The sequence below is a fragment of the Marinobacter sp. NP-4(2019) genome (genome assembly GCF_003994855.1).
Lineage (GTDB): Bacteria > Pseudomonadota > Gammaproteobacteria > Pseudomonadales > Oleiphilaceae > Marinobacter.
This window is the reverse complement of the sequence record NZ_CP034142.1, coordinates 3,946,260-3,967,386: the sequence shown is the minus strand read 5'-3', so window position 1 is coordinate 3,967,386 and position 21,127 is coordinate 3,946,260. Positions and strand designations below refer to the sequence as shown.

Here is a 21,127-nt window from a genome sequence, read left to right as displayed (position 1 = left end):
CCGGTGGGGTATCCCTTCCGAAACTGTCTGCAGCCATGGATGGCTGCAGCCAAGCCCTACAGGGACGTATTCACGGGCGTGTTTCGGAAGGGATACCCCACCGGCTCGTCCGGCTGCAACGTTTGCAGACCGGTATTAAAAACACTGAGAAAAGTCAGCCAACTCGGACATCTTGCCCGCTGCCAGTCCGGACCCCATCGCGTCCAGGGCCATCTCGACACCGTCTGCCGGGGTATCGGCCAGGCCCGCCACGTAGATGGCAGCACCGGCATTCAGGGCAATCAGATCCCGGGCTTTCTCGGCCATCTCATCGTGGCCACGACCAAAGGCCGCCCGGATCAGCTTCAGGGACTCCTCGGAGGAATCCACGGTCAGACCAACCAGCGACTGGCTCTTGATGCCCAGATCCTCCGGGGTCAGGTCGTACTCGGTGATCTCACCGTTCTTCAGTTCCGCCACATGGGTAGGGCTGGCCAGACTGATTTCATCCAGGCCGTCTTTGGAACACACCACCATGATATGTTCGGCACCCAGGCGATAAAGTACTTCGGCCATCGGACGGCAAAGCTCGCGGGTAAACACGCCCACCAGCTGCCGCTTCACGCCCGCCGGGTTGGTCATCGGGCCGAGAATATTGAAAATGGTCCGGCAGCCCAGTTCCTTGCGTGGGCCGATGGCGTGTTTCATGGCGCCATGATGGGCGGGCGCAAACATGAACCCGACGCCGATCTGTTCGACACAGCGAGCCACTTCCTCGGGTTTCATGTTCAGGTTGATGCCGGCTTTCTCGATCAGATCGGCGCTGCCGCTTTTCGAGGACACGCCCCGGTTGCCGTGTTTGGCGACAAAGCCGCCGGCCGCCGCCACCACGAAAGACGCGGCGGAGGACACGTTGAACAGGTTGGCGCCATCGCCGCCGGTGCCGACAATGTCCACTAGTGGTTCGGCGTTGACCGTGACCCCGGTTGCCAGCTCACGCATGACTTCGGTAGCGCCGGTGATTTCGTCGATGGTTTCACTCTTCAGACGCAGCCCCATGAGAAAGGCCCCGATTTGCGCATCGGTGGCTTCTCCCTTCATGACGATGCGCATGACGTCCTTCATTTCCTCCCGTGACAGATCCAGGTTGGAGGCAATGCGGTTCAGTGCTTCTTTCATGTCCATTAATGGGCCCCTTGGGTTGATCTGCTGTTTTGTATTCTGTGCTTCAGTTTAGCTTAGCAAGTTCCTGCCGGGTGTAGGACCGGTTGTTGGGCTAGCCCTCTGGCTGGGAGTTCGGTCGATGGCTGGGGTGCCCCCTTCCAAAACACGCTGTGAATACGTCCCTGTACGCTCGGCTCCGCCATCCATGGCTCCGCACGGTTTTGGAAGGGGGCACCCCAGCCATCTCCCTTTGACCCTGGGTGAGGGTTTATTCAGTGCTCAGTTCCCCTAAATTTTTCTTTGCCGTTCCAGCCGTGAGTGGAGAACACACTGGAATAACATGCTAATAGGGCAGTAAGGGGGAGAGGGTTACCCAAACCGTGCGGAGCCATGGATGGCGGAGCCCGAGCCGCACAGGGACGTCTTGAGGCGCGTTTGGGGAACCCTCTCCCCCTTACTGCCCGGAATCAGAACCAGACCCCAGGGCAACCCAACAAAACTAACTTCGAAGAAAGTTCCGAAGCAACTCATGCCCCTGCTCAGTCATAATCGACTCAGGGTGAAACTGAACCCCCTCTATGGGCAGCGTCTTGTGACGAACCCCCATGATTTCCTCCACCGAGCCGTCGTCGTTGCGAGTCCACGCCGTCACTTCCAGGCAATCCGGCAGGGTGTCCTTGTCGATCACCAGGCTGTGATAGCGGGTTGCCTGCAGCGGGTTGCTCAGGCCGCGAAAGACGCCCAGGTCCTTGTGGTAGACCGGGGACACCTTGCCGTGCATCACCCGCCCGGCGCGGATCACATCGCCGCCATAGACCTGTCCGATGGCCTGGTGGCCAAGGCAAATGCCCAGGATCGGCAGCTTGCCGGCAAAGTGGCGGATCGCCGCCATGGAGATGCCTGCCTCGTTGGGGGTGCAGGGGCCTGGTGAGATCACCAGGCGCTCCGGTTTCAGGGCCTCGATTTCCTCCACGGTGATTTCGTCGTTGCGGTACACATGAACATCCGCACCCAGTTCCGCCAGGTATTGCACCACGTTGTAGGTGAAGGAATCGTAGTTATCGATCATCAGCAACATAATCTGTTCCTCCGCCTCAGTGGTCGAAATCGTTGTAGGTCATGGCGACGGCGCGGAAGATCGCGCGGCCCTTGTTCATGGTTTCCTTCCACTCGAGACGGGGCACCGAGTCGGCCACCACGCCGGCTCCGGCCTGGATATGCAGGGTGTTGTCCTTGATCACCGCCGTGCGGATGGCGATGGCGGTGTCCATGTTGCCGTTGAAGGACAGGTAGCCTACGGCGCCGCCATAGACGCCCCGTTTCACCGGTTCCAGTTCGTCGATGATTTCCATGGCGCGGATCTTGGGGGCGCCACTGAGGGTGCCGGCGGGCAGGGTGGCGCGCAGGACATCCAGGCAACTGGTGTTTTCCTTCAGGCGCCCGGTGACGTTGGAAACGATGTGCATGACGTGGGAGTAACGCTCCACGATCATCTTGTCGGTCAGTTTCACGGTGCCGGTCTCGGACACCCGTCCGGCATCGTTGCGGCCCAGGTCGATCAGCATCAGGTGCTCGGCGATCTCCTTGGGATCGGCCAACAGCTCGGCTTCCATTGCCCGGTCCTCCGCCTCGGTCGCGCCGCGCTTGCGGGTACCGGCGATGGGGCGAACGGTGACTTCCTCGTCTTCCACCCGCGCCAGGATTTCCGGTGAAGAACCCACGATCTGGAAGTCGTCCAGATCGAGGAAGTACATGTACGGAGACGGATTCAGTACCCGTAGTGATCGGTACAGGTTCAGCGGCGGCGCTTCGAATGGGATCGACATGCGCTGGGAGATGACCGTTTGCATGACATCGCCATCAAGCACGTATTCCTTGATCCGGCCCACGGCGGCTTCGAATTTTTCCTGATTGAAACCGGAGATGAAGTCGCTTTCATCCACCGTCTTGCCGCGCAGGCTTTCCGGCGTTCGGGGGGCATCGGCGGTTTGCCGGTGCAGCCGTGACTCCAGGTCATTGATACGTTGCTGGGCCTGCTCGTAGGCGCCCTTCACTGCTGGATCGGCGTGTACAATCAGGTGCAGTTTGCCGCGCAGGTTGTCGAAGACCACGATCTCATCGGACACCATCAACAGGATGTCCGGGGTGCCGATTTGATCCGGCGGGCAGCTCTGGCGCAGGCGCTTCTCGATGTAGCGCACGGTGTCGTAACCGAAATAGCCAACCAGGCCGCCGTTGAAGCGGGGCAGTTCCTCTAGATCCGGCGCGTTGAATCTCGCCTGGTATTGCTCGACAAAGGCCAGGGGATCGTCCACTTCGGTTTCCTCGATGACCTGGTCGTCACGGGTAATGGTGATCCGGTGATCGTGAACCTTGAGGACTTCGCGGCAGGGCAGGCCGATGATGGAATACCGACCCCATTTCTCGCCGCCCTGAACGGATTCAAACAGGTAGGAATAGGGACCGCTGGCCAGCTTGAGATAGGTGCTCAGGGGCGTGTCCAGGTCGGCCAGGACTTCGCGGTATACCGGGATACGGTTAAAGCCGGCCTCTGCGAGCTCGGCGAATTGCTCGGGTGTCATGTAACGGTTTCCTGAAATCTGATCTGCTCGTTGGCTGGTACTGTTCCCGGTGTCTGGCCGTTCACAGTCCAGCCGATGGTTGCGGCCATCGTTGGGGCACTGCCCAACCGGCCGCTGGCCTGATTCAGCCAGTGCGCCATCGCCACCATCGTGTTGCGCGGGTTGTCAGGATGCCTCGCGCTGCAGTCAGATTCAGTCCCTGCACGGCAGGAATCTCCCGAAATGAAGTGATCAACGTAATATCCTTGTGAGATTACAAAAGCTCAGCCAGTGAATCAACCACTGTGTCCGCACCCAGGGAGTCCACGGGTGGGCCGTAATTGTAGCCATAGCGTACCGCCACGCATGGAATGCCCGCTGCCAGGGCGGCGTTGATGTCCGCTGCCGAGTCACCCACCATCACCGTGGTGCCAGGGGTACCTTTGAGGGCCTCCATGGCGTGGAGCAGCGGGGCGGGGTCGGGTTTCTTGACGGTCAGGGTATCGCCGCCAATGGTCAGGTCGAACCAGTGTTCGAGGCCCATATGTTCGAGCAGCGGCGCCACGAACTGTTCCGGTTTGTTGGTGACCACCGCCATCCGGCACCCCTGTTCGGCCAGATGTGCCAGGCAATCCTCCACCCCATCGTAGACCACGGAATGCCGGCCGTTAAGTTGTGTATAGGCATGGTAGAAGATGGCCATGGCATCATTGAACAGCGCGTCGTTTTTGGCATCGACCGGTTCCCAGTCAATGGAGTCTGCCAGTGCCCGGCGTACCAGGATCGCAGCGCCGTTGCCGACCCACTGCCGCACCTTGTTGATGCCGGCGGCAGGCCGGCTGAGGTGTTCCAGCATCTGGTCAACGGCGGCTGCCAGATCCGGCGCGCTGTCCACCAGGGTGCCGTCAAGATCGAACAGGGCGACGCCGGGCCAGCGGGCATTGAACAGGCCCTTCAGGCTCATTGGTCTATGCTCTTTCTGGCCAGCTCCAGCTCGGCTCGCATCTGGTCGATGGTGGCCTTGTAATCGTCGGTGTTGAAGATGGCGGAGCCGGCGACAAAGGTGTCGGCTCCGGCTTCCGCGATCTCTCGGATGTTGTTCACCTTGACACCGCCGTCGATTTCCAGGCGAATGTTGTGGCCGCTGGCATCGATGCGCTTGCGGGCTTCCCGCAACTTGTCGAGGGTGCCGGGGATAAAGCTCTGGCCACCGAACCCCGGGTTCACCGACATCAGCAGGATCATGTCGAGCTTGTCCATCACGTGATCCAGGTAGTGCAGGGGGGTGGCCGGGTTGAACACCAGGCCGGCCTTGCAGCCACCGTCACGGATCAATTGCAGGGAGCGATCGATGTGCGCGGAGGCCTCCGGGTGGAAGGTGATGTAGGTCGCGCCGGCGTCAATGAACATGCGAATCAGGTCATCCACCGGAGAGACCATCAGGTGGACATCGATGGGGGCGGTGACGCCATGCTTACGCAGGGCCTCGCAGACCATCGGGCCGATGGTCAGGTTGGGTACGTAGTGATTGTCCATGACATCGAAGTGCACGATGTCCGCTCCGGCTGCGAGAACGGTATCGACTTCTTCCCCCAGTCGTGCAAAATCCGCGGACAGGATCGATGGGGCAATCTGGTAAGGGTTCATGACGGCTCTCTCAATGACATTGATAATGGCGTGGTCAGTCGGGACACTAGTCTAACAGTTTGATGATGTTTTTTCGCTGCGGAAGAGAGGGTGCGTGTGAGCAATTGGGCTAATCAATGGGTGCTGTTGTTGGCGATGCTGGCCATGGTCGTTGCGGGACCGGTTCATGCGCAGGATGTTGTCCGGCTGAACCTGGGCGGTGATGAAATCGGGGTGGCGATGTTCGAGCCAGAGTTGCGGGTACCTGTTAGGGGAGCGCTGCTGATATTGGCGGATGAAGGTCAGTCGGCGAGCGCAAATCTGTTAGCCGCTCTGGGTGAATCACTTACCCCTTCGGGCTGGGCGGTGATGTCGCTGGGACTGGAGGCGCCACCCTATCCAGTGCAGCAGGCCCGGCGATACGGCGATGATCGTAACGCTGGCGCGGGCCGCGTGGCGGATGAGGGCGCGGAGACAGTAATGATTGATGTCATGGATGATGGTGATCTGGCTGACCTTGAGTCCGAATACAACGCTTCGGTTCAGAATCTGCTGGGTGCAGCGAAGGCAGAGCTGAAAGGGCGTGGTTATGAGCGGGTGGTGTTGGCGGCTGTGGGGCAGGGCGCTGTCCATGTCGCCCGCTTCGCGGGTGATAATGATTTTGCCGGTGAGATGGTGTGGATTGCACCACGCTTTCATTCCGGTGACGAGTCTGTGCTGAGCGAAGCCCTTGCCGGACAGGATGCCCTGTCGGTGCTCCATCTCTACAGCTCCCGTGAGGATCTGGATGCTCTTCCCGTGAGGCCAGGCCGGCGCATGGCACGCCTGAAAAAAGCCGGTGTCGGTGGTTATCAGACTCAGGTTGTCGCTATGGGCGTGCGCCCCGAGGTTCGCGATGCACGGGCATTGGCCAACCGCATGCAGGCCTGGTTAAAAGCTGACTGACGCTGGTCGGTTTACGACTGAGCGTGGTGGCGTCTGATCAGTTCCCATGCCTGCTGGTAACGCAACAGGCGATCTTTGGCCCGAGCCTTTTCAACGGCGTTAAGGGCCTGCTGCGCAAGCTTGTCCGGGTGGCATTCCGACACTTTCTTGCGGTAGGCACGCTTGATGCCTTCCAGCGGTTCGCGCCGGGTGACGCCCAGCAACTGGCAGGCCTGTTCATAGCTGGTGGGTTGGGGCTGGCTTTCCGGTTGCGTGATCCAGACCTTGCAGGCGTAGCTCTCGAGAATATCGTCACTGACTTTGACCGGCAGTCCGAGTTGGTCGATGGCGTCCTCGCAGCGATAACGGCGGGGCTTGCGAGGTTTGCCCTGAAGTTGGGCGGCGTGGCATAGACAAATAGCAACCCGCAGCGCGGGTGAAGGCCACAGATAGTGCACCAGTCGCAGTCTCAGCGCCCTTAAGGCTGGCAGGTCCTTGGCACTCTTGCCTTTCTGGAACCAGTGGATGGCCTTACGCCGCTGGCGTCGTGACAGTTTCAGTGCTTTCATCAGGGATTCAGCAAAGCCGATATCGGCTTCGGTGACACGCCCCTCGGACTTGGCGATATAACCCAGGAAGAAGAACAGGCTACGGAGGCTCCACCCGGGGAGACCGGTTCGCGTGATCAACTCGCTGGCCTGGTGTCCGCAGGAGGACAGCTCTTTCAATAGTACGGAAAACTCGGCCTCGAGCCGGGCGGGCAACATGTTGTCGCGATCATTTGCTGCCATGGTCTACCCCTGGCTCCGCGCGGAGCAGGCTGTCCAGTTGGCGCAAGCGGTCGGGGGTGCCGATGTCCATCCAGGCCCCTTCGTGACGTATGCCCCGGACCCGGTTCTCGGTCATCGCCGTGCGCAGGATCGGTGCCAGCTTTCGGGGCCCTTGAGGTAGCCCTTCGAACAGGCGCCGATGAAGCAGGCTGATACCGGAGAACGTCAGTTTGTCGCCTCCGTCGGAGGTTGCATGGCCATCGTCGCGAAGGTGGAAGTCGCCTCCGGGATTATGGCCAGGGTTGTCGGTGAGTACCAGCAGGGCGTCGGCGTCCTCGGGGGGTGTCAGGCGGGTCAGGTCAAAGTCGCACCAGATGTCCCCATTGATGACCAGGAACCAGTCGTCACCGCCGGCGACCAGCATGGGCAGGGCCTTAACGATGCCGCCAGCGGTTTCCAGCGGCGAGTCTTCCCGCGAGTACTCAATGCATAAACCAAACCGGTTGCCGTCATCCAGAGCGGACTCAATCTGGTCGCCGAGCCAGGCATGGTTGATGACCACCTGTTCAAAGCCGGCGCGCCTCAGATGTTGCAGATGGTGAACGATCAGGGGGCTTCCACCGGCTTCCAGCAAAGGCTTGGGGGTGGTGAGCGTCAGTGGTCGCATACGTTCACCCTTGCCGGCGGCGAGGATCATCGCCTTCACGGTAACTCCTTCTCCGTGGCGTTCGAAGGTGCCGGGCCGATCACCTGCTCAATTCTTGGCATCACGGTGTCCGATAACCATTCGTGGAAGTGTCGCAGGGCGCCCTGTCTGGCACTGGCTTCGATCAGGTAGTAGACAGTACGGGGAATATCGGCCAGGTAGCCATCCTTGCCATCGCGGAGGGACAGGCGCGCGAAGATGCCGGAGGCTTTCAGGTGCCGTTGCATGCCCATCAGTTCAAACCATTGCCGGAACGTATCCCGGTCGGCCTTATGCAGTCCCGCGGCCAGACTGATCTGACGGTAGTGTTCCACCCAGCGGGCAATGTCCGCCTCCGGCCAGCGGATGTAACAATCCTTTAGCAGGGAAACCAGATCGTAGGTCACCGGTCCACGCACGGCATCCTGAAAATCGATCACTCCGGGAAGGTCGGTGTCGGGACGGACCAGGAGATTGCGGGAATGATAATCCCGGTGCACGGTGACTTCCGGCTGGGCAAGCGCGGATTCCCGTAAGTAGGCAAAGCTGGTATCCAGCATTGCCCGTTCCCCGTTCGACAGGTCAAACCCCAGCTTGCGGGTCAGCAGCCAGTCGGGGAACAACGCCATCTCACGGTCAAGCAGTGCGGTGTCGTAGGGCGGCAGGAGGTAATCCGGTGTCTCAGTGAGCTGCTGTATGCGCAGAAGTTCCGTCAGCGCGCCCTGGTACAGCCGTTCCGCCGTGTCCGGTGTCAGCTCGCCCAGCATGAGCCGATCGCCAAAGTCTTCCAGTAGCAGGAAGCCCTGCTCCAGATCATCTTCTATTACGTCAGGTACCGATACGCCCCGGGCGTGCCAGTGGCGGGCAATGGCCACGAACGGGCGGCAGTCTTCATGCTCCGGTGGTGCATCCATAACAATAAACGGACGCTGGCCAGCGGAACTGTTGCCGATGACACGGAAGTAACGACGGAAACTTGCGTCTCCCGAAACCGCAACGGGGGAGGCCTGCTCCAGGCCGGGAATCTGTCGGACCCACTGGGTCATGATCTGCAGACGGGTATCCATGAAACGGGCGACTGTCCTGACAAGGTGAATGTTATTCAGAGGTTTCCTGAAAGAGCTGGAAACTAGCAGATCAGTATAGAGAGGGTAAAACGGTTTTGCAGCAAAGTCGGGTTTCCGTTAACAAGGCGGGGAGCCCCGTGTAAACTAGGCGGCTGTTAAAAAACCTGAGCCCTCAAGCCAATAGCAAGGAACCCGACCACCGTGCCAGTCCCAGCAAGGAACCTGCGAATACCGGCCAAGCGGTTGCGGCACCCATGGGGGCTGCACCGTATGTCCGTTGCCGGTGTCCTGTTGCTGGTATCATCGTGGTCCTGCGCAGTCACCGGGGCGGAGGCGGCACCTACGGCTGCGGAAATCGATTGGCGCCCCAGGTCTGAGTTGCCGGAATCGGTCAGACAAACCCTGCCGGCATTTTGCGAGGGTGGATACCTGCCCTCGGAAGCGTCGATAACGGCCCCCGGAGACGGGATGCTAGGTGCCGCGCCGGATTCGGAACAGCCCCTTCACGCCAGTGGCCTGTCTGCCCGTTACGAACTGGACTCCGAGCTGTACCTGAAGGGCGACGTCAAGATGCGCCAGGGGCGGTTTTCGGTGACTGGTTCTGAAGCCCGCTATGACCAGGTAGGTGGTACCGTGACCGTGGCGGGGCCTCTGGTCAGCCGTGGTGAGTCGTTTCTGCTGACCGGTGAGCAGGCGGACTACAATGTGAACAGTGGTCGCTTTGACATCAATACGGCCACTTTCCTGTTCCATGGCGCAGAGATGCGTGGTTCGGCGGGCACGCTGTCGCGCATTGCCGAAGACCAGGTTTTGATTCGAGATGGGGCGCTGACCACGTGTGCGCCCAACCAAAACGACTGGTCCATTGTCGCTTCCGATATCCATCTTGATCAGGGCGAAGGGTTCGGAACCGCGAAACATGTGCGGCTGGAAATCAAGGACGTGCCGGTGTTCTACTGGCCTTACGCCAGTTTCCCCATTGATGATCGTCGCAAGACCGGTTTTCTGTATCCCTCGTTCGGGACGTCCAACGCTGGCAGTGGTGCCTACCTTTCTGTGCCCTATTACCTGAACCTGGCACCTCACTACGATGCCACCCTGACACCGCAGTACATTCATGGTCGCGGCCTGTTTAACGAAGTAGAAGGGCGTTACCTGAGCCCCTGGGGCGAATCGGTTCTTCAACTCGGCTACATCAGCAACGATCTGGAATACCAGGACGAGTTTCCGGGCGAGGACGGCGAGCGCTGGGCGCTGGATTTCACCACCCGTGCCGGCCTCGGTGGCGGCTGGAATGCCTACGGTGATTACTCCGTCGTCAGTGACGAGGATTACCTGAGCGACCTGAACCAGAACCTGGAAATCAACCAGGCCACACACCTGCGTCGTCGCGGTGGTGCCCGGTATCAGGACGATTGGCAATACTTCGAGGTCTATGCCAACGGCTACCAGACGGTCTCCGAGCGCATTGCCGAACGCAACAAACCCTACGCCCAGTTGCCGGAAGTGATCTACGGCATGACCACCGACTTCGGGCCGCTGGAAACCAACCTTGAAAGCCAGTACACCTATTTTTACCGGGACAATGCCGAGTTGACCGGTCTGGACCGGGCCAATGGCCAGCGTCTGCGGGCAATACCGGAAGTGGCGTTGCCGCTGCGGGCGCTTTGGGGATTTACCCGTCCGTCCGTCAGTCTGGACTACACCCGCTATGAGCTGGAAGACTACGATCTGAATGGTGCCGGTTTTGATCGCACTGTACCCGTGTTCGAGTGGGACTCGGGGCTCTACTTTGATCGCCAGTCGAGCCTGTTCGACATCCCGTACAACCAGACGCTGGAGCCCCGCCTGTATTACGCATGGGCTGACGCGGAAGCCAATCAGGACGAGATTCCCGATTTTGATACCGCGCTGCGTTCATTCAGTTTTGACCAGTTGTTTCAGCGTAACCGGTTCACCGGTGGTGACCGGGTGGGAGATGCGAATCAGTTGACGGTGGCCCTGACCAGTCGTTTCAATGATCTGGTCACCGGCACCGAGCGGGCCCGTTTCAGTATCGGCCAGGTGCATTACTACGATGACCGGGAAGTGGCGCTGATGGGGCGGGGCGCGGACGATCGCAGTGACTCGCCACTGGCGGGTGAAATGCTGTTGCGGCCGCTGGAGACCCTGGATATCCGCAGCTCGGGCCTGTGGGACCCGGATACCCAGCAGACCGAGGAAGGGCGCAGTCAGCTGATTTTCCACTCGAAGGATTACCGCTATCTGGCGACTCTGGGGCATACCTACAGTCGCAACGAACTGGAACAGTCGGATATCGGGGCCGTTTTTCCTGTCACAGACCGTGTTAGTCTGATCGGCCGCTGGGTATACGATTCCCAACTGGATCGCACCGTCGGTTCGCTGGCGGGCATTGAATACAATAATTGTTGCTGGAGTGTTCAGGTGGTCCACCAGAACTACCTGACCGACGATGAGAAGCTGGAAAGCCGCATGCTGTTCCAGATCCAGCTCAAGGGGCTGGGTGGCAGTGGCGGCTCTTCCGACCGGATCTCCGAAGCCATCTACGGATTTGATGAGCGGGAACGCCGCCGCTTTGGTGGCGCGGCCACAGGGTACGACTGAATACGCGTGTAGCGGTCGTTCCGCAGAAAGAATGTTCATTTATCAGAGGTGATTATGAAGGCGAACCTTCGCCATTGCGCAAAAACATTGTTGGTCCTCCTGGCGATGATAGTGACCTCAGTCGCACAGGCTGAACGTCAGCCGCTGGACCGGGTAGTGGCCATTGTGGACGATGGTGTGATCCTGCAGAGCGAGCTGGATAACCGTATCGATACCATTGTGGGGAGACTTCAGGCCCAGGGAACCGGATTGCCACCACGGGAGATCCTCGAGGAGCGGGTGCTGGACCAGTTGATCACCGAATCGATCCAGCTGCAGATGGCCGAACGTGGCGGCATGCGGATCAGTGATAACGAACTGAACGAAACCATGGCCGGTATTGCCCGGCGCAACAACATGACCCTGGCCCAGTTCGAGCAGCAATTGGCAGCGGAAGGCGTCAGCTACCGTGAGGCCCGCGAGCAGATCCGCAACGAGATGCTGGCCAGCCGTGTGCAGCAGCGCCAGGTGGGTAATCGCGTGCGAGTCACCGATCGGGAGGTGGAAAATTATCTGCAGGCACTCTCTTCCCGTGAACCAAGCAATGAGGAGTATCGGCTGGCCTATATCTATATCGAAGTCGATAATCCCAACGATGAATCGGCGGTTGCCGCTGCCCGTGAGAAGGCCGAACGCCTGCGCTCGGAGATTGTCAGTGGCCGTGATTTCCGTGAAGTCGCGGTGGCTGAATCCGATGCGGCCAACGCCCTTGAAGGCGGCGACATGGGCTGGCGCAGACAGAGTCAGTTGCCGTCGCTGCTGGAATCCATTGTACCGGAACTGGAGACCGGCGTGCCCTCGCAGGTGCTGGGTAACAACAACGGCTTTCACCTGGTGATGGTCCGTGATCGTCGCGGCGGTGAGGGCAATCAGGTGATCGAACAGTCCCGGGTACGTCATATTCTGGTGCGGACCAGCGAAACCGTGTCGGAATCCCAGGCTGAAAGCGCCATTCGGGATCTGTACCAGCAGATTCGTGCCGGCGCCGATTTTGCGGAAATGGCCCGGGAGCATTCGGATGACCCGGTGTCGGGTTCCGATGGCGGTAATCTGGGCTGGGTCAGCCCCGGACAGATGGTGCCGGCTTTTGAGCAGGCGATGATGGAAGCGGATGTCGGTGAACTGAAAGGTCCCTTCCGGTCCCAGTTTGGCTGGCATATCCTGGAGGTACAGGAGCGCCGGCAAAAGGATATCAGCGGCGAAGTCCGTGAGTCGGAAGCCCGGCAGGCGATCTACCGTCGCAAGTTCGATACCGAACTGCAGAACTGGCTGCGGGAGATTCGCGACGAGGCTTTCGTTGAGTTCAAAGATGAGTACGCACAAGAGTCCGAGGAAGCCGAAGCGTCATGACCGATCCGGTAACCCTTGCCCTGACCGCCGGTGAGCCGGCGGGTATTGGCCCTGATCTGTGCCTGCAACTGGCGGCGGAAATCCGTCAGCCGGGCATTGTGGTGGTGGCCGCCAGGGAACTGCTGGAGGCGAGGGCGCGGCAGCTTGGCATCGAGGTGACTCTGGAGCCGTGGCAACCCGGTGAGGCGGCGACCCGGGAGCCCGGGCACCTTTCTGTATACCATGTTGAGGGCCTCGCCAGTACAGAAGCCGGGCGTCTGAATGCCGGCAATAGCCGATACGTACTCGAAACCCTGCGGATTGCTGCGCAAGGGTGCCTGGACGGACGCTTCGACGGGATGGTCACCGCGCCGGTTCACAAGGGTGTTATCAATGACGCCGGCATCGCTTTCAGCGGCCATACCGAGTTTCTGCAGGAACTCTGTGGTGTTGAGCGGGTGGTGATGATGTTGGCCACCGAGGAGCTGAGGGTGGCGCTGGTCACCACTCATCTTCCCCTCAAAGATGTCGCCGCAGCGATCACTCCGGAGCGTCTGGCCCAGGTAGTCCGGATCCTCCACGCCGATCTGCGCACCTTCTTTGGCATCGAACATCCGCGCATTCTCGTTGCTGGCCTCAATCCCCACGCCGGTGAAGGAGGCCACCTGGGGCGGGAAGAGCTGGAGGTCATCGAGCCAACCCTCGACGCCCTGCGTGCCGAGGGCATGACCCTGACCGGACCGCTGCCGGCAGACACCCTGTTTACCCCGCATTGGCTGGACAACGCCGATGCCGCCCTGGCCATGTACCACGACCAGGGATTACCCGTACTGAAGTTCCAGGGCTTTGGCCGTGCGGTTAACATTACCCTCGGGTTACCCATCGTCCGGACCTCGGTGGACCATGGGACCGCCCTCGACCTGGCCGGCACTGGCACTGCCGATGCGGGGAGCCTGCATGCCGCCATCGAGGTCGGTGAGCAGATGGCGATTCACCGAACGTTGGCAAAAGAGAGCTAGTGTGAGCAACAAACCAGGCCATCAGGCCAGAAAGCGGTTCGGGCAGAACTTCCTCCACGATCCCGGTGTGATTGAGCGTATCATCCGCGCCATCAACCCCAAACCCGATGATGCCATCGTGGAAATCGGTCCCGGCCTGGGCGCCATTACCGAGGAAATCCTGTCGGTAAACCCGGCGCTGCAGGTGGTGGAGCTTGACCGTGATCTCATCCCGGTGCTGCGCACCAAGTTCTTCAACTACCCGGACTTTCGCATTCACGAAGCCGATGCCCTGAAGTTTGATTTCAGCCAGCTGGCGGGTGACAAGCCGCTGAGGATTATCGGCAACCTGCCGTACAACATCTCCACGCCGCTGATTTTCCATCTGCTCAGTTACTCCGGTGTTGTTCAGGACATGCACTTCATGCTGCAGAAAGAAGTGGTGCAGCGAATGGCGGCCGTGCCCGGTGATAACAACTACGGTCGCCTGGGCATCATGACCCAGTATTTCTGCAAGGTTCAGCCGTTGTTTGAAGTTGGCGCCGGCGCGTTCCGACCGGCACCGAAGGTGGACTCCGCCATTGTGCGGATGGTGCCCCATACCACCTTGCCGCACCCGGCCAAAGACCTTGGCACACTGCAGTCTGTCGTCCGGACCGCGTTCAATGCCCGCCGCAAGACCCTGCGCAAGGCCTTGGCGGGACTGGTGACGGTCGAGCAATTGCAGAGCCTGGGCATCAATGACGGACTGCGACCGGAAAATCTGGGGCTGGCAGACTACGTAGCGATTGCAGATATGTTGGTTGACGCTAAAATCGACAGCCAGGCGCTGAACGGGGAGAGTAATGACTGACTACGCTATCGGCGATATTCAGGGCTGTTACGATCGCCTGCGAGACGTCCTGGACAAGGTCGATTTTTCGCCTTCCCGGGACCGGCTCTGGGTGGCCGGTGACCTGATCAATCGGGGACCCGCGTCACTGGAAACGCTGCGATTCATCGAGGGTCTCGGGGATGCGGCGGTTGTAGCTCTGGGAAACCATGATCTGCACTTGCTGGCGGTGGCGCTGGGTGGCCACCAGATCCGCAAGAAGGATACCCTGGATGGTATCCTGGACGCTCCGGATCAGGCTCAACTGGTGGACTGGTTGCGGCAGCAGAAACTCTGTATTTACGATTCTGCCCGCAACCTTGTTATGGCCCACGCAGGCCTGCCGCATATCTGGACGCCGGAACAGGCGGTAGCGCATGCACAGGAAGTGGAAGCGGTGATTTCCGGTGACAGTGCGCAAGAATACTTCACCCATATGTATGGCAACCGGCCCGAGCGCTGGGATGACAGCCTGATCGGGGTGGACCGGTGGCGGGTCATCACCAATTACTTTACACGCATGCGCTTTATTGCGGCGGATGGCACCCTGGAACTGACCACCAAGGAATCAGCCGACAGTGCCCCGGAAGGGTTTGCCCCCTGGTTCGAATTTCCCCGCCAGGACAATGTCAAAGTGATCTTTGGTCACTGGGCGGCCCTGGAAGGCCGAACCGGCAAGGAGCAGTTTATCGGCCTCGATACCGGGTGTGTCTGGGGCGGCGCCCTGACCATCATGAACCTGGATAGCGGGGAAAAGATACACTGTGACTGCTAGGCCTGCCGAGATCATGCGTCCGCCACTGGTCATCGGGGCTCTGTTGGCGCTGTTTGCAGTGATGGCGGGTGCCTTCGGTGCCCACGGTCTGAGGGCCATGGTCAGTGCCCGGGGGCTTGAAGTTTTCCAGACTGCCGTCACTTATCAGGTATACCACTCAATAGCCCTGATACTTGTGGCGATACTGACGGGTATGGGGTTACACCGGCGCTTGTTGGCTGCTGCTTCAGGGTTTTTCCTGGCGGGTGTCGTGCTGTTCAGCGGCAGCCTTTACATACTGGTGCTGACGGATATTCGCTGGGTAGGGCCGGTCACACCCATTGGTGGTGTCTGCTTTATGGTGGGATGGGCACTGGTTTTGATTGCCGGATTACGGCGCCAGAGAGATTTTCAGAGGTAAACATGCAGGTGCAGGTAAACGGTGATGGATTGGAACTGCCGACAGAGGCAACCATTGCCGATCTGATTGAACACATGGCCCTGACGGGCAAACGGCTGGCGGTGGAGGTCAACGAAGACATTGTGCCCCGCAGCAAACATCCGGAATTCCGCCTGAACGAAGGTGACCGGGTCGAAGTGGTGCATGCCATCGGCGGTGGTTAAGTAATGCCGCATTGACGCGGCCAGTCCGGGCGATGACATCCCCTATATTCCATACAGCCTCAGGAAGGTTATGAGCGAACAATCGACAATCCAGCTTCCAGAAGACAAACCCCTCGAACTCGCCGGCCGTGTCTACCAGTCGCGCCTGCTGGTCGGGACCGGTAAATACCGTGACCTGATGGAAACCGGTCACGCCATCGAAGCCAGCGGTGCCGAAATCGTTACCGTGGCGGTACGCCGGACCAATCTGGGACAGAACCCGGATGAACCGAACCTGCTCGATGTCATTTCTCCGGACACATACACCATCCTGCCGAACACCGCCGGCTGCTACACCGCGAAGGACGCGGTACGCACCTGTAAACTGGCGCGGGAACTGCTGGACGGCCACGACCTGGTGAAACTGGAAGTGCTGGGCGAGGAGAAAACCCTGTACCCGAACATGACCGAAACCCTGGTGGCCGCCGAAGAACTGATCAGGGACGGCTTCAAGGTCATGGTTTACTGCTCCGACGACCCGCTGCTGGCCAAGCGCCTGGAAGACATGGGCTGCATCGCCATCATGCCGCTGGGCGCGCCAATTGGTTCCGGCCTGGGCATCCAGAACCGTTACAACATCCGCTTGATCGTCGAGAACGCCAATGTGCCGGTGCTGGTGGATGCCGGTGTCGGCACAGCCTCGGACGCGACGATTGCCATGGAGCTGGGCTGCGATGGCGTGCTGATGAACACCGCCATCGCCCAGGCCCGGGATCCGATCAAAATGGCCCACGCCATGCGCCTGGGTGTGGAAGCCGGCCGCGAAGCCTATCTGGCGGGCCGTATGCCCAAGAAGCTCTACGCCAGTGCATCCTCGCCCATTGATGGCACTTTCTTCTGATTTAGTGAACAATCTGGTACAAAACTGAATAATACTGAGGGCCGGCACCAAAGACCGGCCCCGAAAATAACCCAGTTACAGAGCGCTGAAGTCCTGTCATGACCGATCAAAAACCCAGTCGTCGGGAGGCGATCCTGCAGGCGTTGGTGGAGCTGCTGGAAACCGACCCCGGCGCCCGCATCACCACCGCCGGCCTGGCCAAGTCCGTCGGCGTCACCGAGGCGGCGCTGTACCGCCATTTCCCCAGTAAACGCAAGATGTTCGAGGCGCTGATCGACTTCGCCGATGAAGCGGTGTTCAGCCGTTGTCAGGTGATCCTGCAGGAACAGGAGGACGCCCGCGCCCGCCTGCAGCAGTTGGCCAACCTGGTGCTGGTGTTCGCCGAACGCAACCCCGGCCTGTGTTGTGTGCTGACCGGCGACGCCCTGATGGGCGAAAACGAGGCCCTGCGCAAGCGCGCCTCCCACTTCTTCGAACGTCTGGAAACCCAGGTGCGCCAGATCCTCAAGGAAGGCGAGATCCGCCAGGGCCTGCGCCCCCGCACCAGCGCCACTCGCGGCGCGGATTTTGTGCTGGTCTTCGTCGAAGGCCGCATTCAGCGGTTTGTCCGTTCGTCGTTTTCCCGCTTGCCCTCGACCGATTTTGACGAGAGTTGGGGGCTGGTTTCTGAAGGCGTCTGGGGCTGACCGGATACCGGGGAGTTTGTTTCTGACTGTAGCCTGACAGAAATGGGGGAGGTCGAAGGCGGGTATGGCCTCCACAGAACCGCTTCAAGCACATCCATGTGCGCTTCGTTCCGGCCATCCATGGCCTCCAAGATTCTGTGGAGGCCATACCCGCCTCCGATCACATCACTTTTGGTGATATCTCGTTTCTCTAAGACAGAGAAGCGGGCAGCCAGCCACTGCTGTCTCCAACGCTACCTTTATCACTACCTGCGATATATCTGCGAAGCTGGATGGTTGGGGGTGTCAGGGCCCTTCCCGGAATTTCGAAGGCCATGGATGGCCTGAGAGAAGCGCACATGGATGTGCTCGTAGCGGTTCCGGGAAGGGCCCTGACACCCCCAACCCTACTCCGGAACAAGCAGGCTACCGAATATAACTCAAGGCAACGCCGGAGCCTCAGTCATACCCGGAAGCAGAACGGAGGATCTGGCGAACGGGCTCCCAGATTGCCGGAGCGGAGATCAGGATGTCGCGGCCATAGAGGTCGGCGGGATAGCCGTCGGGAACGTCGCCGAAGTGGCCGGCGGTGGCACCGGCTTCCAGGGCGATGAGGCGGGCGGCGGCGAAGTCCCAGGGGCTGACGTTTTCGTAGTAGATGTCCAGGCGACCGCAGGCGACCCAGCAGATGTCGAGGGCGGCGGAGCCGATGCGGCGCAGGTCGCGGCAGTTGTGGATCATGGCGTCGAGGCGTTTGACTAAAGGCTCAAGGCTGTCCTTGGTGTAGGGGAAACCGGTGGCGAACAGGGAATCTCGGGGTGACGTGGCGCCGCTGTGTTCTATGGGGTTGCCGTTGAGCGTGGCGCCTTCACCTTTGGTGGCGCGGAAGGTTTCGCCAGGGAAGGGGGCATGCACCACACCGGCCTGGACGCGGCCTTTTTCTGCGTAGGCAATGGACACCGCCACCTGGGGGTGGCCGTAGGCGTAGTTGACCGTGCCATCGATGGGGTCGATGATCCACAGCGGCGTTTCCAGTTCCTCCGCCTGGCTCAGATCCGGCGCGGTCTCCTCGGAAAGGATGCGATGGTCCGGGAAGCGCTTGCGGATGGCGCTGGTGATGAGCTCGTCGGCCATCACATCGGCGTGGGTAACCAGCTCGGTCTGGTGTTTGTAGTTGGTGCGCAGGGTGTTGTTGTCACGTTCGTGACGGATCAGTTCCCCGGCTTCCAGCGCCAGATTTTCGGCGAAATCGGTGATGTCTCGTAATGAGTCGGAATCGGACATGGCGCCCCCTTGGCTGGCTCTTGAAAAGAGTGAGGGCGCCAGTCTAACACGGCAGGCTTACAGACTGCCCAGCCACTTCTCCATCTTGTCCATGGCCAGCACCAGACGCGGGCATGCCTGTTTGACGAAGTCGTCGTCCAGGGCCTGCTCCGCGTAATCGCCACCGGCCAATTTCAGAGACTCGGCGCCGTCGAAATCCACGAACGCCAGCCGTGCGGCCAGATGATCCGGTACGAAACCGAAATCACTGGCCGGCAGAATCGCCACGCCGGTGTTTTCCAGCAGTGCCTGGCAGAACGCCTGGCTGGTCTTGATGTCTTTTTTCTCCAGGCGCTCGCGGAAATTGGCGAAGTCGGGGAACAGGTAGAATGCGCCTTCCGGTTTCTGGACCACGGCGCCCATATCGCTCAGGCGGCGGTGCATGTATTCGCCCACCACCTTCAGCACCCGTCGTGACTGTTTCAGGTATTCCTCCATATCCTCGCCACCGTCGAACGCGGCTACCGCTGCGTGCTGGATAGGTGCGCTGGTGGCGGTGTAGGTCTCGCTGGCGATGATCGCCATGGCGTCCTGCAACGGTCGCAGTTCCGCCGGGAAGATGAAGGTGCCCAGTCGCCAGCCTCCGGCGCCGGCCCATTTGCTCAGGCCGGTGCTGATGATGGTGCCTTCCGGGTAGTAACGAGCGATGGACTTGTGTTTGCCCTCGAAATGCACCTCGCCATAGATCTCGTCCGACAGCAGGATCAGCCGGTACTTGCGGGCGACGTTGGCGATGGCCAGCAACTGGTCGTCGGTGTAGGTGCAGCCGGTGGGGTTGGATGGGTAGTTGAGGATCAGGATGCGCGGTCGTGTCGGATCGTCGCGGCAGATGATGTCCAACTCCTCGGCGGTCAGTTGCCAGTTATTCTCCGCGTGGGTCGGCAGCCAGTGCACCGAACGGCCGATGATACGGGCCTGGGGCGCGTAGGATACCCAGCTCGGGCGCGGAATCAGCAGGTCGCCGTAGTAGGCCAGCTGCAGGATAAACAGCAATTCCTTGGAGCCTGGGCCGATCAGTACATCTTCCCAGGTGCAGCGCATGCGTTCGCCCCGGTTGATGTAGCCGGCGATGGATTCGCGCAGGGCTTTCAGGCCCTTGACCGGCAGGTAATCCTTTTCATGGGCGTGGTCCTGCAAGGCCTTCACCACGCGATCCGGCACCGGGAACGGTGATTGTCCCAGGCCCAGTTTGATGATGTCCCGGCCTTCGGCCCGGAGCTGATTGCTCAGTTCGTTGATGCGCAAGGTAGCAGAGGGCTGAATGCCCCGAACATTGAGGTTAATCGCGTAGCGATGATCTGTCTGAATATCCATGGTCCCGGTCTGTTGGTTGAGGGCGACACTGGCAGTATAGGAAACCCTGGGACATCTGTGGTGCGTGGGTTGATAGGTGATTGCCGAAGAGAAGGCTGGTGTCAGTCGCTGTTTTCCCGGTTCAGGTCGGCCAGAGCCTGGTTGAACCTGTCTCTGAGTTGCTCGCCGTCGGGATGCTTGCGTGAAAAAGCCGCCCGAAAGGCTCGCTCATCACCGATCATTCCCGGCACGGCTTCAATGTTTGCCAGCTCCGGATAGACGGGTTGGAATTTCTCGAGCAGGAAATGACACACTGTCTGTTCGCAGATGAACAGATCGATCCGGTCATAGGCAACCATCCGCAACCCGGTCAGATCCGGCCTGTGCTGACTAATCCAGATGATCTCGATGTCAGCGGTTTCCAGCCAGTTCATAAACTCAGGGGCGTAGCTGTAGGATGATGACAGTCCCAGCCGCAAGCCTTCCAGATCATCCAGCGTCTGCCATTCAATGTTGCTATCGGTACGCGTGAAGAACACGTCCTGCGCGGTGTTGATCGGAGCGGTGAAATAATAATGGCGCGCCCTTTCTTCCGAGTGGGTCAGGGAAAAAAGCATGTCGGACTGGCCACTTCGGACCCGGGCTTCCGCCCGCCGCCAGGGAACAACCAGGAATACCGGTTCCATCCCCATGCGATCAAGAACATTCCGGATGGTTGTCACGTCCTCCCCGACGAGGGTTCCGTCCTCCACGTATTCGAATGGCGGATACTCGGACGTCGCTACGTGGAGTATTGGCGGCTCAGCCAGCGCAGGGCTCAGGAGCGTCAGAAACAACAATCCGGACGTCAATTGCAGCAGCATGGGGTGTGTCGGTTCTCGGGTCGGGTGAGTGGTCTACCGGCGTTGCCAGTATAGTCATGATCTCCATCTTCTGCACGGGACACTAGC

21 protein-coding genes are annotated in these 21,127 nt (G+C 60.1%); 10 read left to right on the top strand and 11 right to left on the bottom strand.

Annotation, left to right across the window (positions count from 1 at the left end; all coding sequences use genetic code 11):
- Window positions 1–135: 135 nt before the first annotated feature.
- The 5 genes from trpD to rpe all read right to left on the bottom strand — a co-directional run bounded on the left by trpD (window position 136) and on the right by rpe (window position 5,351).
- A complete protein-coding gene (trpD, locus tag EHN06_RS18105) occupies window positions 136–1,164 on the bottom strand; it encodes an anthranilate phosphoribosyltransferase (protein WP_127333896.1) in 1,029 nt (342 codons plus the stop codon).
- A gap of 478 nt (window positions 1,165–1,642) precedes the next feature.
- A complete protein-coding gene (locus tag EHN06_RS18100; protein ID WP_127333895.1) occupies window positions 1,643–2,221 on the bottom strand; it encodes an aminodeoxychorismate/anthranilate synthase component II in 579 nt (192 codons plus the stop codon).
- Between the two features lie 16 nt (window positions 2,222–2,237).
- Window positions 2,238–3,725: an anthranilate synthase component I gene (trpE, locus tag EHN06_RS18095; protein ID WP_127333894.1), complete on the bottom strand. Its 1,488-nt coding sequence runs from the start codon at window positions 3,723–3,725 to the stop codon at window positions 2,238–2,240.
- Window positions 3,726–3,978: 253 nt separating this feature from the next.
- Window positions 3,979–4,668 carry a phosphoglycolate phosphatase gene (locus EHN06_RS18090; protein ID WP_127333893.1) on the bottom strand — a complete coding sequence of 230 codons (690 nt, stop codon included), beginning with the start codon at window positions 4,666–4,668 and terminating at the stop codon, window positions 3,979–3,981.
- A complete protein-coding gene (rpe, locus tag EHN06_RS18085) occupies window positions 4,665–5,351 on the bottom strand; it encodes a ribulose-phosphate 3-epimerase (protein ID WP_127333892.1) in 687 nt (228 codons plus the stop codon). The genes EHN06_RS18090 and rpe overlap by 4 nt, the downstream gene beginning before the upstream one ends.
- Before the next feature lie 96 nt (window positions 5,352–5,447).
- Here rpe and EHN06_RS18080 point away from each other — a divergent pair, with 96 nt between their 5' ends.
- A complete protein-coding gene (locus EHN06_RS18080; RefSeq protein ID WP_127333891.1) occupies window positions 5,448–6,275 on the top strand; it encodes a DUF3530 family protein in 828 nt (275 codons plus the stop codon).
- Window positions 6,276–6,286: 11 nt separating this feature from the next.
- Here the strand turns inward: EHN06_RS18080 and EHN06_RS18075 are convergent, their stop codons facing one another.
- Genes EHN06_RS18075 through EHN06_RS18065 form a run of 3 tightly spaced genes read right to left on the bottom strand, consistent with a single transcriptional unit; the run spans window position 6,287 to window position 8,776 of the window.
- Window positions 6,287–7,045, bottom strand: coding sequence for a molecular chaperone DjlA (locus tag EHN06_RS18075; RefSeq protein ID WP_127333890.1), 759 nt, complete (start codon window positions 7,043–7,045; stop codon window positions 6,287–6,289).
- Window positions 7,032–7,730 carry an N-acetylmuramate alpha-1-phosphate uridylyltransferase MurU gene (gene murU / locus EHN06_RS18070; protein WP_127333889.1) on the bottom strand — a complete coding sequence of 233 codons (699 nt, stop codon included), beginning with the start codon at window positions 7,728–7,730 and terminating at the stop codon, window positions 7,032–7,034. The genes EHN06_RS18075 and murU overlap by 14 nt, the downstream gene beginning before the upstream one ends.
- Entirely contained in the window at window positions 7,727–8,776 is a 1,050-nt protein-coding gene (locus EHN06_RS18065) for an aminoglycoside phosphotransferase family protein (protein ID WP_127333888.1), read from the bottom strand. Before EHN06_RS18065 ends, murU begins: the two co-directional genes overlap by 4 nt.
- A gap of 270 nt (window positions 8,777–9,046) precedes the next feature.
- On the opposite strand from EHN06_RS18065, the gene EHN06_RS18060 reads away from it, so the two are divergent.
- From EHN06_RS18060 to slmA, 9 genes are all read left to right on the top strand, one after another.
- Window positions 9,047–11,401: an LPS-assembly protein LptD gene (locus EHN06_RS18060; protein WP_127334498.1), complete on the top strand. Its 2,355-nt coding sequence runs from the start codon at window positions 9,047–9,049 to the stop codon at window positions 11,399–11,401.
- 54 nt (window positions 11,402–11,455) lie between these two features.
- Entirely contained in the window at window positions 11,456–12,790 is a 1,335-nt protein-coding gene (locus tag EHN06_RS18055) for a peptidylprolyl isomerase (RefSeq protein WP_127333887.1), read from the top strand.
- On the top strand, window positions 12,787–13,788 hold the full coding sequence (gene pdxA, locus EHN06_RS18050) for a 4-hydroxythreonine-4-phosphate dehydrogenase PdxA (protein ID WP_127333886.1): 1,002 nt from the start codon (window positions 12,787–12,789) through the stop codon (window positions 13,786–13,788). The genes EHN06_RS18055 and pdxA overlap by 4 nt, the downstream gene beginning before the upstream one ends.
- A gap of 1 nt (window position 13,789) precedes the next feature.
- Window positions 13,790–14,620 carry a 16S rRNA (adenine(1518)-N(6)/adenine(1519)-N(6))-dimethyltransferase RsmA gene (gene rsmA, locus EHN06_RS18045; protein WP_127333885.1) on the top strand — a complete coding sequence of 277 codons (831 nt, stop codon included), beginning with the start codon at window positions 13,790–13,792 and terminating at the stop codon, window positions 14,618–14,620.
- Window positions 14,613–15,413: a symmetrical bis(5'-nucleosyl)-tetraphosphatase gene (locus EHN06_RS18040; protein ID WP_127333884.1), complete on the top strand. Its 801-nt coding sequence runs from the start codon at window positions 14,613–14,615 to the stop codon at window positions 15,411–15,413. Before rsmA ends, EHN06_RS18040 begins: the two co-directional genes overlap by 8 nt.
- Window positions 15,414–15,426: 13 nt before the next feature.
- The gene (locus EHN06_RS18035; protein WP_127334497.1) at window positions 15,427–15,813 is read left to right on the top strand and encodes a DUF423 domain-containing protein; all 387 of its coding nucleotides are present in this window, start codon (window positions 15,427–15,429) and stop codon (window positions 15,811–15,813) included.
- A 2-nt stretch (window positions 15,814–15,815) separates the two neighbouring features.
- Window positions 15,816–16,016, top strand: a complete 201-nt coding sequence (thiS, locus tag EHN06_RS18030) for a sulfur carrier protein ThiS (protein WP_127333883.1) — start codon at window positions 15,816–15,818, stop codon at window positions 16,014–16,016.
- Window positions 16,017–16,086: 70 nt separating this feature from the next.
- Window positions 16,087–16,896, top strand: coding sequence for a thiazole synthase (locus EHN06_RS18025; protein WP_127333882.1), 810 nt, complete (start codon window positions 16,087–16,089; stop codon window positions 16,894–16,896).
- A gap of 98 nt (window positions 16,897–16,994) precedes the next feature.
- Window positions 16,995–17,582, top strand: a complete 588-nt coding sequence (slmA, locus tag EHN06_RS18020) for a nucleoid occlusion factor SlmA (RefSeq protein WP_127333881.1) — start codon at window positions 16,995–16,997, stop codon at window positions 17,580–17,582.
- Window positions 17,583–18,020: 438 nt separating this feature from the next.
- Here slmA and EHN06_RS18015 read toward each other — a convergent pair whose 3' ends face one another.
- The 3 genes from EHN06_RS18015 to EHN06_RS18005 all read right to left on the bottom strand — a co-directional run bounded on the left by EHN06_RS18015 (window position 18,021) and on the right by EHN06_RS18005 (window position 21,040).
- On the bottom strand, window positions 18,021–18,845 hold the full coding sequence (locus EHN06_RS18015; protein WP_127333880.1) for an inositol monophosphatase family protein: 825 nt from the start codon (window positions 18,843–18,845) through the stop codon (window positions 18,021–18,023).
- 57 nt (window positions 18,846–18,902) lie between these two features.
- Window positions 18,903–20,198, bottom strand: coding sequence for a pyridoxal phosphate-dependent aminotransferase (locus EHN06_RS18010; RefSeq protein WP_127333879.1), 1,296 nt, complete (start codon window positions 20,196–20,198; stop codon window positions 18,903–18,905).
- A gap of 101 nt (window positions 20,199–20,299) precedes the next feature.
- On the bottom strand, window positions 20,300–21,040 hold the full coding sequence (locus EHN06_RS18005; protein ID WP_127333878.1) for a substrate-binding periplasmic protein: 741 nt from the start codon (window positions 21,038–21,040) through the stop codon (window positions 20,300–20,302).
- Window positions 21,041–21,127 lie beyond the last annotated feature (87 nt).